15 protein-coding genes are annotated in these 12,812 nt (G+C 61.1%); 14 read left to right on the top strand and 1 reads right to left on the bottom strand.

Going from position 1 to position 12,812, the window contains the following annotated elements; translation table 11 throughout:
• The first annotated feature begins 117 nt into the window (after positions 1–117).
• The 14 genes from ACA060_RS18010 to ACA060_RS17945 all read left to right on the top strand — a co-directional run bounded on the left by ACA060_RS18010 (position 118) and on the right by ACA060_RS17945 (position 11,170).
• Positions 118–651 carry a response regulator gene (locus tag ACA060_RS18010; RefSeq protein WP_497312203.1) on the top strand — a complete coding sequence of 178 codons (534 nt, stop codon included), beginning with the start codon at positions 118–120 and terminating at the stop codon, positions 649–651.
• Positions 652–735: 84 nt separating this feature from the next.
• Complete coding sequence (locus tag ACA060_RS18005) at positions 736–2,442, top strand: GspE/PulE family protein (RefSeq protein WP_109632945.1); 1,707 nt, start codon at positions 736–738, stop codon at positions 2,440–2,442.
• Positions 2,423–3,226, top strand: a complete 804-nt coding sequence (locus tag ACA060_RS18000; protein ID WP_109632943.1) for a hypothetical protein — start codon at positions 2,423–2,425, stop codon at positions 3,224–3,226. The genes ACA060_RS18005 and ACA060_RS18000 overlap by 20 nt, the downstream gene beginning before the upstream one ends.
• A 1-nt stretch (position 3,227) precedes the next feature.
• On the top strand, positions 3,228–3,773 hold the full coding sequence (locus ACA060_RS17995) for a PilN domain-containing protein (protein WP_162556228.1): 546 nt from the start codon (positions 3,228–3,230) through the stop codon (positions 3,771–3,773).
• Entirely contained in the window at positions 3,760–4,308 is a 549-nt protein-coding gene (locus ACA060_RS17990) for a GspMb/PilO family protein (protein WP_109632942.1), read from the top strand. The genes ACA060_RS17995 and ACA060_RS17990 overlap by 14 nt, the downstream gene beginning before the upstream one ends.
• Complete coding sequence (locus ACA060_RS17985; RefSeq protein ID WP_497312200.1) at positions 4,308–4,826, top strand: hypothetical protein; 519 nt, start codon at positions 4,308–4,310, stop codon at positions 4,824–4,826. The genes ACA060_RS17990 and ACA060_RS17985 overlap by 1 nt, the downstream gene beginning before the upstream one ends.
• On the top strand, positions 4,823–6,658 hold the full coding sequence (locus ACA060_RS17980; RefSeq protein WP_497312198.1) for a secretin GspD/PilQ domain-containing protein: 1,836 nt from the start codon (positions 4,823–4,825) through the stop codon (positions 6,656–6,658). Before ACA060_RS17985 ends, ACA060_RS17980 begins: the two co-directional genes overlap by 4 nt.
• Before the next feature lie 2 nt (positions 6,659–6,660).
• Positions 6,661–7,134 carry a type II secretion system protein gene (locus tag ACA060_RS17975; RefSeq protein WP_497312196.1) on the top strand — a complete coding sequence of 158 codons (474 nt, stop codon included), beginning with the start codon at positions 6,661–6,663 and terminating at the stop codon, positions 7,132–7,134.
• Positions 7,135–7,137: 3 nt separating this feature from the next.
• The gene (locus ACA060_RS17970) at positions 7,138–7,512 is read left to right on the top strand and encodes a type II secretion system protein (protein WP_042932745.1); all 375 of its coding nucleotides are present in this window, start codon (positions 7,138–7,140) and stop codon (positions 7,510–7,512) included.
• Positions 7,487–8,026 (top strand): type II secretion system protein, encoded by a 540-nt coding sequence (locus ACA060_RS17965; protein ID WP_497312194.1) that lies wholly within the window; start codon positions 7,487–7,489, stop codon positions 8,024–8,026. The genes ACA060_RS17970 and ACA060_RS17965 overlap by 26 nt, the downstream gene beginning before the upstream one ends.
• Entirely contained in the window at positions 8,023–8,415 is a 393-nt protein-coding gene (gene csgE, locus ACA060_RS17960) for a curli production assembly/transport protein CsgE (protein ID WP_109632933.1), read from the top strand. Before ACA060_RS17965 ends, csgE begins: the two co-directional genes overlap by 4 nt.
• On the top strand, positions 8,412–8,831 hold the full coding sequence (locus tag ACA060_RS17955; RefSeq protein ID WP_109632931.1) for a curli assembly protein CsgF: 420 nt from the start codon (positions 8,412–8,414) through the stop codon (positions 8,829–8,831). Before csgE ends, ACA060_RS17955 begins: the two co-directional genes overlap by 4 nt.
• A gap of 32 nt (positions 8,832–8,863) precedes the next feature.
• Entirely contained in the window at positions 8,864–9,736 is an 873-nt protein-coding gene (locus ACA060_RS17950) for a CsgG/HfaB family protein (protein ID WP_109632929.1), read from the top strand.
• A 1,074-nt stretch (positions 9,737–10,810) separates the two neighbouring features.
• Positions 10,811–11,170: a DUF6124 family protein gene (locus ACA060_RS17945; protein WP_497312191.1), complete on the top strand. Its 360-nt coding sequence runs from the start codon at positions 10,811–10,813 to the stop codon at positions 11,168–11,170.
• Between the two features lie 173 nt (positions 11,171–11,343).
• On the opposite strand, the gene ACA060_RS17940 is transcribed toward ACA060_RS17945, so the two are convergent.
• Positions 11,344–12,792, bottom strand: a complete 1,449-nt coding sequence (locus ACA060_RS17940) for a curlin (protein WP_497312189.1) — start codon at positions 12,790–12,792, stop codon at positions 11,344–11,346.
• Positions 12,793–12,812: the final 20 nt, after the last annotated feature.

Raw genomic sequence — 12,812 nt, 5'->3', positions numbered from 1 at the left:
CATAGAGATGAAGCGGTCGAAAACCGGCGCTCAGTCTGGCATGAAGTGTGCGTTAGCCTAATTAAGGCGCGTACTCCCAGGCACGAATATCGGACCTGCGGTTTCAAGGAGTCCACCTTGTTAAACAAAGTACTGGTTGTTGAAGACGAACAGCTGCTGGCGGAAAACCTCCAGGGTTACCTGCAGGCGCAAGCGCTGGAAGTCCGGATAGCTCACAACGGTGAAGCAGCGATTGGCGTAGCCAAGAGTTTTGCACCCGATGTGATGGTGTTCGATTACCGCTTGCCCGATATGGAAGGCTTTCAGGTGCTCGATGCCGTCCGCCAGAACAGGAATTGCCATTTTGTGCTGATTACCGGGCACCCAACCGCTGAAGTCTGTGAGCGGGCCCGGCAACTGGGAGTCAGCCATATCCTGTTCAAACCGTTTCCGTTGGCGGAATTGGCCCGTGCAGTCTGTGACCTTTTAGGGATGGAGCGGGAAAACCGAACAGGCGCGAGCCCATCCGAAGGATTCGTCGAACGACGCCAGAGCAGGACCGAAAGCTTCCCGCTGCAGCTGTACGACGGTAGTTGGGTGCTGGCAGATCGTCGACGAAGTTCATCGACCTCCAAGGCACCAGACGACGAACAATTGCTCACCGGGGAGTAGTGGCGCGACAAGCCGTTCCGGTACATGCCGTAATTGCTCGCCGCGTCGACAGGGCTCAAAGCCCCCGGCGTTGGAGAGCATGCCATGGACCGTCTATCCCTTGCCGTAGAACCGGCGCAGTTGGAAGGTGTACCGTCTCGCTTTTCCAGTGAACAACTGGCCCAGGCCCGGGCCCGGGCAACCAGTTCCGGCGAGCGGGTTCTGGAGGCCCTCGGGGTGTTGTGCGAACTGGCCCCCATGCCCTTCATCCAGAGCCTCGGCGCTACCTTGCATTATCCGGTGCTCGACACCGACACCCTGTTTCAAGCCACCCCGGTGTTCGACCGGGTCACCCTGGCCCAATGCCTCAAGCGCGAATTCATCCTGCTGCGTCACGACGATGCGGTCATCGGCGTGTTTGCCGACCCGTTCGACACCTCGCGCCTGGCCTGGATCGATGACTGCCTGCACGGCGCGCCGCTGTACCTGGTGCATGCCGACGACCTGAAAGCCTATCTGGCGCGTCACGAAGAGAGCTTCCACGCGGTGGAATCGCTCAACGCCCAGGCCGACGCCAATGTCGAAATCGATACCCTGCAAAGCCTGTCCCTGACCAGCATCAGCGAAGACGCCAGCGTCGTCGTCAAACTGGTCAACTCGACCCTCTACGATGCGCTGAAAATGCACGCCAGCGACATCCACCTGGGCACCACCGGCAGCGGCCTGGTGATCAAGTACCGGATCGACGGCGTGCTGAACAACATCAGCAAAATCCAGGGCAGCGAGTTCGCCGAGCAGGTGATCTCGCGGGTCAAAGTCATGGCCGAACTGGACATCGGCGAAAAACGCGTGCCCCAGGACGGTCGCTTCAAGATCGGCATCAGCGGCCGCCAGATCGACTTCCGGGTGTCGATCATGCCGAGCATTTTTGGCGAAGACGCGGTGCTGCGGGTGCTTGATAAACAAGACCTGGCGGACAAGGTCAGCGGCGTGCAATTGCAGGCCCTGGGCTTTGAAGAAGACACCCTGCGCCAGTTGCGCCGGCTGGCCGCCGAACCTTACGGCATGGTGCTGGTGACCGGCCCGACCGGCAGCGGCAAGACCACCACCCTCTACGCGATGATCACCGAGATCAACCACGGCGTGGACAAGATCATCACCATTGAAGACCCGGTGGAATACCAACTGCCGGGCGTGCTGCAGATCCCGGTCAATGAAAAGAAAGGCCTGACCTTTGCCCGTGGCCTGCGCTCGATCCTGCGCCATGATCCGGACAAAATCATGGTCGGTGAAATCCGCGACCCCGACACCGCCCAGATCGCCGTGCAATCGGCCCTCACCGGGCACCTGGTGTTCACCACCATTCACGCCAACAACGTGTTCGACGTGATCGGCCGCTTCACCCAGATGGAAATCGACCCCTACAGCCTCGTATCCGCCCTCAACGCCGTGCTCGCCCAGCGGCTGATCCGCCTGGTGTGCGCCAGTTGCAGCGCGCCGAGCAACCCGACCGATGAAGAACTGCGCCTCTCCGGGCTCGATCCGCAAAAGGTCGATCACTACCACTTCGTCCATGGCAAAGGCTGCGGCCATTGCCGCGGCACCGGTTATCGCGGGCGGACTGCGATTGCCGAGCTGCTGCACCTGGACGACGAACTGCGGCAAATGATCGTCGAGCGCCAACCGGTTTCGAAGATCAAGGCACACGCTTGCAAACGTGGCTTGCGCTTGTTGCGCGAGTCAGCCCTGGAACTGGTTGCTGAGGGGCGGACCACGCTCGAGGAGATCAATCGTGTCACTTTTGTCTCGTGATCGTTATATCGCCGTGCTCGGCGCCAGTGGTGTCGGCCTGGGCCAGCGCAAGGGTGGCGACACCCTGTGGCTGGGCAGCGTCGGTTTTATCGACGAAGGCTTCCACGCCTGGGCCGTCGCCCTTGAAACCCTCGACCGTTTGCTGGGCGAACACGCCCCCGCCGGTGCGGAATTGAGCGTGGTGGTTTCCGGTCACTTCAGCCGCTTCTGCCTGGTGCCCTGGAGCGAACAAATCACCAGCCCTGACGAATTGCTCGGGTATGCCCAACTGTGTTTCGAAGACCTCTACGGCGTACCGACCCAACCCTGGAACATGGTGCTGTCGGCCGAACCTGCAGGTTACGACCGGATCGCCACTGCGCTGCCGCAAGACTTGCTGGCGCGTCTGCGCAGCCTGGTCAGCGGTCGTGGCCTGCGCCTGCGTTCGGTGCAGCCGTACCTGATGGCGGCGTTCAATCACTTCGATAAAAGTCTTGATGGCGGCGACTTCCTGTTCGTGGTCGCCGAGCCTGTGCGCAGTGTCTTGCTGCTGGCGAGGGAAGGGCGCTGGACCTCGGTGCGTTCGGTAGGCAGCAGCGACAGCGATGCCGCACTGACCGCGCTGATCGGCCGGGAAAACCAGTTGCAGGCTTCCACCAGCGACCGGCCGCTGAACGTTTACCTGCACGCACCAGCTCGCATCGATGTGCAACCCGACTTACCCGGTGTGCAGTTGCGCACCCTCGAAGAGGACCGGACTGGCGTACGCGATTGTTTGTACGTGATGTCCCGGGCGGTGGCCTGACATGCGCGCCCTGACGCTCGACTTCCAGCCACGCCGCCGCTCCGGCCCATTGGGCTGGAGCCTGTTGGCGGGCGGCGTGGTGCTGGTGGTGACCTGTTTTGTCGCCCAGCAGCACGTCGCCGAACAGGCCTCGCAACAGCAAGGCCATCTGCAAAACGCTCAGCGCGAACTCACCGGCGACACCGGCAGCAAAGTCACCCTGAGCCCGGCCGAAACCCGCGAGCAGGCGCAGAACCTGGCGGAAATGCGCAAGGTCTCGCAGCAACTGCGCCGGCCCTGGGAACGCTTGTTCGCCATGCTCGAAGCCATGCCGCGCGACAACGTCGCCTTGCTGACCCTGACCCCGGATGCCCGCAAAGGCCAGGTGCGCATCAGCGCCGAGGCACGGGACCTGGAAGCTATGCTCGACTTCCACCGCCGCCTCGAAGCCAGCGACGAGCTCTCCGATGTGTCGCTGCTCAGCCACGAAATCGTCGTGAAATCGCCGGAACAACCGGTGCAATTCAACCTGTCGGCTAGCTGGGAGATCGGCGATGCGAATCTCTAGATTGATCGTCCACGAATACCTGCAAGGCCTGGGCGTGCCGGGGCTGGCAGGGCTGGCGATGTTGCTGCTGGCGCTGGTCTGGGCCCTGGGTGGCTTGATGCCGGACTGGAACTCGCTGCAAACCCTCAGCCAGCAGACCCGCGAAGCCGGCGAGTACCTGGCCAAGGTCGAGGACGGCAGTGTCGCCGCCCCGGTGATCCCGCAACGTCAGCTCGACGACTTCCGCAGCAAGTTGCCGTCGCAGCCCCAAGCCACCGTGGCCATCGACAAGATTTACGCGCTGGCGGCTCAGGAGCACATCACCCTGGCCCGCGGCGAATATTCACTGGGCATCGACCCCAAGACCCATCTGGCGCGTTATCAGATTCTGTTGCCGGTGCGTGGCAGCTACCCGCAACTGCGGCGCTTCCTGCACGCGTTGCTTGGCCAGTTGCCGGCCGTGGTGGTGGAGGACGTGGAGTTCCAGCGTAAAAAGATCGCCGACACCGACCTGACCGGGCGGATCCGCATGACCCTTTACCTGTCGAGGTCATGATGAATACCAAACGCGTAGTGGGTTGGGTGGCGTTCTTCGGTGTGGCCGCGGCGCTGACCTGGGGGCCTGATTACTTCATGCCGTCGGACGAAGGCGAGGCGTCGGTTGCGACCACGACTAAACCGATCAAAAGCAAAACCCGCGGCACGCTGCCGGCTGCTTCAGTCAGCGGCAAACCAGCGGTGATCAAGGACCTGAGCCCGTCCGGCGACCTGTTCGCCGCCCGCAGCTGGAAGGCTGCACCCACGCTGGCCAGCGTCACCGAACAACCCGTCAACCAGACCCCGGTGGTGCCAGTCCCCAGCGTACCGCCGATGCCTTTCCAGTTCGTCGGCAAGCTCCATGACCGTTCCGACCTGCAAGTGTTTTTGCAGAACGGCGAAAAAATATACGTCGTACGCAAAGGGGATGTGATCGACGACACCTGGCGGATCGAGGGGATTTCCGATGTGGAACTCAGCTTTGTCTACCTGCCTCTGCATTTGTCCCAGACCTTGTCTGTGGGGAGCACGCAATGAACAGATCCCGTTTGATGATGAGCCTTTGCGTTTGCGTTGGGCTGGCCGCGTGCAGCTCGGCGCAGGTTGCCAAAGAGGAGGGGACCGACCTGATGGAGTCGGGGCAGTACGAAGCAGGCCTGGCCCGTATCGAGGAAGGGCTCAAGGAAAACCCTCGCGACACTGAGTTGCACATCGCCCTGACCAGCGGCCGCGCTCGTGCGGTGACGGCGTTGTTGGCCCAGGGCGACATGGATCGCGCCCAGCGTGATTTCGCGTCGGCACGCATGGCGTATAGCCGGGTGTTGACCCTCGAACCGAACAACCGCCGTGCCCAGGATTCCCTGCGCCAACTCGAACACATGCGCAGCCTCGATGACAAACTCGAACTGGCCCGGGGCGACCTGCGTCGCGGCGACATCTACGGTGCCGATCGCCAGGTCAAACAGATCCTCGAACTGGACCCCAAAAATGAAGGCGCCCTGGAGCTGCAAAGCAATATCCGTCTGGTGCAAAGCCGCAACGTCATTCCTTACCCACAATTGCGCACCCGTCTCGACCGGCCGGTGACCCTGGAATTTCGCGACGCCAACCTGAAAACCATCTTCGAGGTGCTGTCCCAGGTCGCCGGTTTGAACTTCATCTTCGACAAAGACCTGCGCCCCGACATGAAAGCCACCATCTTCGTGCGTGACGTGCGCATCGAAGACGCCGTGGAACTGCTGCTGCAACAGAACCAGCTGCACCAGAAAGTGGTGAACGAAAACACCTTGCTGATCTACCCGGACTCGCCGCAGAAACTCAAGGATTATCAAGAGCTGGTGATGCGCACCTTCTACCTGACCAGCATCGATGCCAACACCGCGCTGAACATGATCAAGACCATGCTCAAGACCCGTGACGTGTTCGTCGATGAACGCCTCAACACCCTGACCATGCGCGACAGCGAAGATGCTGTGCGCATGGCCGAGAAACTCCTGCAATCGCAAGACCAGTCCAACCCGGAAGTGGTGCTGGAAGTGGAAGTGATGGAAGTCGCCACCCAACGCATCCTCGACCTTGGCCTGCAATGGCCGAACACCTTCGGCGTGGTCAACAGCGATGGCTCGGCGGTGACCCTGCTCGATCAACTCAAAGGCATCAACTCCAGCCGGATCAGCATTTCGCCGTCGCCGCAGGCCAAGATCAACGCCCAGGACAACGACATCAACACCCTGGCCAGCCCGGTGATCCGCGTCAGCAACCGTGAACAGGCGCGCATCCACATCGGTCAGCGCGTGCCGATCATCAGCGCCACTTCGGTGCCGTCGACCCAAGGCCCGGTCATCACCGAAAGCGTCACCTACCTGGACGTCGGTCTGAAGCTCGAAGTGCAGCCAACCGTGCACCTGAACAACGAAGTGGCGATCAAGATCGCCCTGGAAGTCAGTAACGCCACGCCGCTGGAGCCGACCCGCCAGGGCACGATTCCGGTGCAGGTCGACACCCGCAACGCCCAGACCACCCTGCGCCTGCATGACGGCGAAACCCAGGTGCTGGCCGGCCTGATGCGCGATGACCATGGCGCCACGGGCAACAAGATTCCGGGCCTTGGCGACATCCCAGGTCTTGGCCGGTTGTTCGGCAGCAACAAGGACACCGTCGGCAAGTCGGAACTGGTGCTCTCCATCACTCCGCGCATCGTGCGCAACCTGCCGTACCAGAGCCCGTCGGACATGGAGTTCCCCACCGGCACCGAAACCAGCATGCACATCCAGGCGCCTGACCGTCGGATGCCGGCGCCGATTCAGAACGAACACATCGACCGGCCGGTTGCGTCCAATACCACCACTGTCGTCGTCGAGAAGCCTTGATCATGAACGCCTCGCAACGTGGTTTTACCTTGATCGAAGTCGTGGTGACGCTGGCCCTGATCGGCCTGCTGGCCGGCATGGCCGCGCCACTGACCGAGACCGTGGTGCGCCGGGGCAAAGAGCAGGAATTACGCACGGCGCTGTACCAGATCCGCGACGCCATAGACGCCTACAAACGCGCCTTTGACGCCGGTTACATCGAGAAGTCGCTGAACAGCAGCGGCTATCCACCGAGCCTGCAAGTGCTGGTGGAAGGGGTGCGTGATGTGCGCAGCGCCAAGGGGGCCAAGTTCTACTTCCTGCGGCGCGTGCCCCATGACCCGCTGACGCCGGTCAAGCGTGACGACGAAGGTGGCTGGGGCTTGCGCTCTTACGACAGTACGGCTCAGAACCCGCGGGAGGGCGAAGACGTCTTCGACGTTTACTCCCATGCACGCGGCAAGGGGCTCAACGGCATCGCGTACAAGGAGTGGTGAATCATGCGTCGGGAAAAGGGTTTTACCCTGCTGGAACTGATGGTGGTCATGGCAATCATCGCAACCCTGATGACCATCGCCTTGCCACGCTATTTCAACAGCCTTGAGGCCTCTAAAGAAACCACGCTGCGCCAGAGCCTGTCGGCCATGCGCGAAGCCCTGGACCACTACTACGGCGACACCGGACGCTATCCCGATTCCCTGGAACAACTGGTGGAGCAGCGTTACTTGCGCAACCCGCCGATGGACCCGATTTCCGAACGCAAGGACCTCTGGGTGCTGGTCGCGCCGCCTGACGGCGTACCGGGCGGGGTGGCCGATATCAAAAGCGGTGCCACAGGGAGGGCGCGTGATGGCAGCCTTTATTCCGAGTGGTAAGCCCGCCGACGAGGCCGGGTTCACTTACCTGGGCGTGCTGTTTCTGATCATGGTGATGGGCATGGGCCTGGCCAGTGCCGGCGAGTTGTGGTCCACCGCCTCACGGCGTGATCGCGAACGTCAGTTGCTGTGGGTCGGCACTCAATATGCCCAGGCATTGCGCAGTTATTACCGCAGTTCGCCGGGTCTGGCGCAGTACCCCAAAGAGCTTGAGGACCTGTTGCAGGACGAGCGTTTTCCAACGCCCAAACATCACATTCGCCAGCTGTACCCGGACCCGATTGGCGGCGGTGAATGGACCTTGATGCGCGGCTTCGACGGGCGCATCACCGGCCTCAGCAGTCCTTCCACCGACCTGCCGCTCAAGCAGTCGGATTTTCCCAGCCAGTGGTCGGACTTCACCGGCATGGCGAGCTACAAGGACTGGCAGTTCGTGGCCGAGAAAGCCTTCCTCGATGGCGCCTCGGGCCCGGTGAAAAACCAGGCCGGATCGCCGCAGACGGTGACGCCATGAACCGCCAGTGGCTGTCGGCCTTGATCCTTGCCGGTGTGGCGATGTTCGCCAGCGCCAGCGAGGAGGACGAAATGAAGGGTTTTATCGTCGATGACACGATCTCGCACATCGGCCACGACTTTTACTACTCGTTCAGTGAACGCCTGCGTGCCACCAGCCCGATGGATTTCAACCTGGTGGTTCGCGAACGACCTTCGGCACGCTGGGGCAGCCTGGTGACCGTGGAATATCAGCAGCGACTGGTTTATCGGCGCTTCCTGCCGCCGAACACCGTGGAACTCAAGGACGAGGCCTATGAAGCCGCCGACTGGGTTCGCGGACAGATTGTCCAGCGCAAGCTGGAAGCCTTGTTGCAAGACACTACGGACCTTGAGAGGGACGAATTATGAAAACGAAAACTGTCTCACGGAACCTCGGGCTCTGGTTGATCGGGCTGGGCAGTTGCAGCCTGGTGCACGCCACGGAGCTGGTTTACACGCCCATCAACCCCTCGTTCGGCGGTAACCCGTTGAACGGCACCTGGTTGCTGAACAACGCTCAGGCGCAAAACGATTACGACGATCCAGACCTGAAAAACCGCACGTCGGTGGCCGGGACTTCGGCCCTCGAACGCTTCACCAGCCAGTTGCAATCGCGGCTGCTGGGGCAGTTGCTGGACAACATCTCCACGGGCAATACCGGGAGCCTGTCCACCGACGCTTTTATCGTCAACGTCGTCGACGACTCCGGTGCACTGACCATTGAAGTGACCGACCGAGCGACCGGTGAAATTTCGGAAATCCAGGTGAATGGCCTCGCCCCTTGACGGGGATTCGGGTCGGATGGGGAGAGACGGACATGAAAAAAATAATAGCGCTGGGGCTGATGCTGGCGGCATTGCAAGGGTGCAGTTTGCGCGAGAACGTGGGTGCCGAGCAGGACACCGAATCACCGACCCTGACACCCCGGGCGTCGACCTATTACGACTTGATCAACATGCCACGACCCAAGGGCCGGTTGATGGCGGTGGTGTACGGCTTCCGGGACCAGACCGGGCAGTACAAACCGACCCCGGCCAGTTCGTTTTCGACCAGCGTGACCCAGGGCGCGGCGAGCATGTTGATGGATGCGTTGCAGGCCAGTGGCTGGTTTGTGGTGCTGGAACGTGAGGGGCTGCAGAACCTGCTGACCGAGCGCAAGATTATCCGCGCCTCGCAGAAGAAGCCCAATACGCCGGTGAACATCCAGGGTGAACTGCCTCCGCTGCAGGCGGCGAACATGATGCTCGAAGGCGGGATCATCGCCTACGACACCAATGTGCGCAGTGGCGGGGAAGGGGCGCGCTACCTGGGGATCGATATTTCCCGGGAGTATCGGATAGATCAGGTCACGGTCAACCTGCGGGCGGTGGATGTGCGCAGTGGGCAGGTGCTGGCGAATGTGATGACCAGCAAGACGATTTACTCGGTGGGTCGCAGTGCCGGGGTGTTCAAGTTTATCGAGTTCAAGAAGTTGCTTGAGGCTGAGGTCGGGTACACCACGAACGAGCCGGCGCAGTTGTGTGTGTTGTCGGCGATCGAGGCGGCCGTCGGGCATCTTTTGGCCCAGGGGATTGAGCGGCGTTTGTGGCAGGTGGCGGGGGATAACTCTTCGCCTGATAACAATGCGACGCTGGATCGTTATCTGACTCAGGCCAAGGTTGTGCCTGAGGGTGAGGGTGAGGAAGAGTGAGCCTAGGCGGCCTTCGGGCCGACCTGGTTCTTGTTGACTGAGTACATATCCATTGCTGCGGTAACGGCTACTTATGGTTTCGCCCTTACGGCGAGTCCCTTTTTCAAACGCCAAAAAGGAACCAAAAGGCTTCGCCCCAACGTCCGGCCCCTCGCTTAGGCTCGGCGTTCCTTCGCTCCGGTATCCATCCGGGGACACTGCCCTCCGGTCTGCTTCGCGACGACCTACATGCAGCGTGTTCGACTGCGTCGAACGGCGCTACGCGCCACTCCCCGGATGAACACCTCCACTCAGCCTCCCGACGGGGCGGGCAGATCAAGATCAAAAGCTGCAGGCGAGCTAACGCTCGGCCTGATGAGTGGTGAGAAGCAAACGGTGTACGCCAATCCGTTTTTGTAGGAGCGAGGCTTGCCCGCGAAGACGGCCTGACAGCCGACCAATCTCTTGCTGATGCACCCCGACCCCCTGTGGGAGCTGGCCTGCCAGCGATGGCGGCCTGACGGCCGACCAATCTCTTGCAGGTGTACACCGAACCCTGTGGGAGCTGGCTTGCCAGCGATGGCGGCCTGATAGCCGACCATTATCCTCAAGTCATACACCCATCCACTGTGGGAGCGAGCCTGCTCGCGATGGGGGTGTGTCATTCAATTTTGATGTTGGCTGACCCAATGCCATCGCGAGCAGGCTCGCTCCCACAGGGGGAATGTGTGTTGATTTGGAGGGCTATGTTTAAAAGTGTTTAGCGTTACTTCCTGAAAGCTACAGATCCTTGCGCCGTTGCCTACGACTGCGCCAGAATCCGCCGGCTTGTGCGCTTTGTGCCTGATCTTTATCGTTTCCGCATCGCTGCCAATCAGCGATCGGGTTTAGCGACCTGATCAGGTATAAGCGCAACAACGCTCCGTCTTTATTGCAGGCGCATGTCTGCAGTTTCGATATGGTGGCTGTGCGCGGGAGACCCTCGGGTCTGCCGGGTCTTATACCTCTCGGTTCGCTAACCTGCGTACAGCTGCCACCCTTACTTGTTTAGCGACAGGTGCTGGTGGTTCCAACAGGTATAAATGGAGATCCACCATGTTCAAAACCACACCCAATCCCCCGCACTCCGACGACGTTTCCCCCTACGATCCCCTCGATCCAAAAAAGCTGAACGAAGCCGCCGACCGTGCGCTGGATCACTATCTCAATCCGCTGAAAAGCGCGATCCCAGCACGCAAGCCCAGCACGATTTACCTCATCGCCCCGGATGTCGACACCGAAACCCTGTTGGTCAACGCCTGCGAATCCCTGGCTTCAGCCAGTGTCATGGCCAGCGACTTCGCCGCGTTTCTCGAAGGCCCGCAACGCAACACGATGCTGGCCCTCCAGCAAATCATCATGCTGGGCGAGCTGGCGGTGAATCGGGCGCTGGATAACGTCGTTCCGCAGGCGTAAACGCTGAGTCTGGAGCGGGAGGGTTTCTGTGGCGAGGGAGCTTGCTCCCGCTCGGCGGCGAAGCCGTCGTAAAACCGGTGAATGCGGGCTTGTCAGGCATCCAGTTCGCCACAGACTCACCGAAAAAAAACCGCGACCCTCCCCCAAGGGCCGCGGTTTTTTATGCCTTGCGATTATTGCTGCAGCACGGTCGCCCGGTTGTCAGCACCCATCTGTTGAACCGTCGCCATCTGGGTCATGCCACTCTGATCAACACTGGCAGTGTTGCCGGTACCGCCCTGGGTCACGTACGCGACGTTCATGCTGTCAGCCTGTTTGACGGTGATCATGTTGTCGCTGCCATACAGCTGTGTGGTGAACGCCTGGTTGCCGGTACCGGACTGGTCGAACTCGGTGGTGTTGCCGGTGCCGTTGGTGGTGCCTTGGGCCAGGTTGGTGGTGCCGCGCTGGTCGGCGATCAGGATGTTGTCGCTGCCGTTCTGGTCGAAGTACAGCTCGTTGTAGTTTTCAGCCTGGCTGACCGTGGTTTTGTTGCCGCTACCGGTCTGGTTGGTGGTCATGATGTGGCCGACGCCATCCTGGTTAAAGCTGGCGATGTTGCCGTTGCCCGCCTGGGTGACGGTCGCACGCTGGTTGCTGCCGAATTGGCCGCCCAGTTGCGGGCCTTTCCAGTTGCTGGCGTAGACCTTGTTTTCGGTGCCCACGGAGGTGGCGGTCAGCACATGGCTGTCGCCGCTCTGATAGGTGAAGTGCACGTTGCCGGTGCCTTGCTGGTACAGCGCGAGCACCGAGCCGACGGAGTCGAACTGGTCAGCATAGATGGCGTTGACGTCGCCGACTTGCAGGACCTGGGCGTTGTTGTTTTGGCCGAAGCTCTGGTCGACCACAGCTTCGTTGGTTTGCCCGTACTGGTTGACGGTGGCCTCGCTCGCGGTTTGTGCGCCTTGCCAGACCTCACTGCCGTTGAAATCACCGAACTGGTTGATGGTGATGACGCCGCCGTTGCCGTCGCGCTGGTCGCCATAGGCATAGTTGCCTTCGCCGGCCTGGTTGATGCCGATCTCGCCGCCCATGTGCGCGATCTGTTCGGCGGTGCCGTAGTTGGCGGTGCCGTACTGGATGATCGTCGCGTTGTTGGCGATGCCCAGTTGGATCTGCTCGATATTGGCCTCGTTGGCGTCACCGAACTGGAAGGTCTGGCCTTTGGTGGCTTCCTGGCTGTCCTGATAGAGGAACGAGAAGTTGCCGCTGCCCGTCTGTTGTTGCAGTGCCTGGTTTTCGCCCATGCCGATCGACTGGCTGGCATGGCTGGTGTTGAGGCTGCCGACCTGTTGCTGGACGATGGTGCTGCCGTTCTCGAACAGTTGCTCACCGTAACCGGCGTTGAAGTCGCCGACCTGATCCTGGGTGATGGTGCCGGTGGCGGTGTCTTGTACCGCCATGGCATCGTTACCCTCACCCAGTTGCTGTTGGGCTGCGGTACTGAAAGGGGCCGCGGTCTGTTTCACTTCGGCAATGTTGGCGGTGCCGACCTGGGACTGGGTGGAAACGCTGTCGTCGGCCATCGCCTGGGCACTGACCATGACCAGGATGGCGGCGGTGAGGGGCGTCAGTTTGAACATGATGAAACCTCCAAGGGGTG

The sequence above is a fragment of the Pseudomonas sp. LBUM1671 genome (assembly GCF_059695685.1).
Note: the sequence above shows the minus strand (reverse complement) of the source record. Positions and strands in the feature narration are given on the sequence as shown.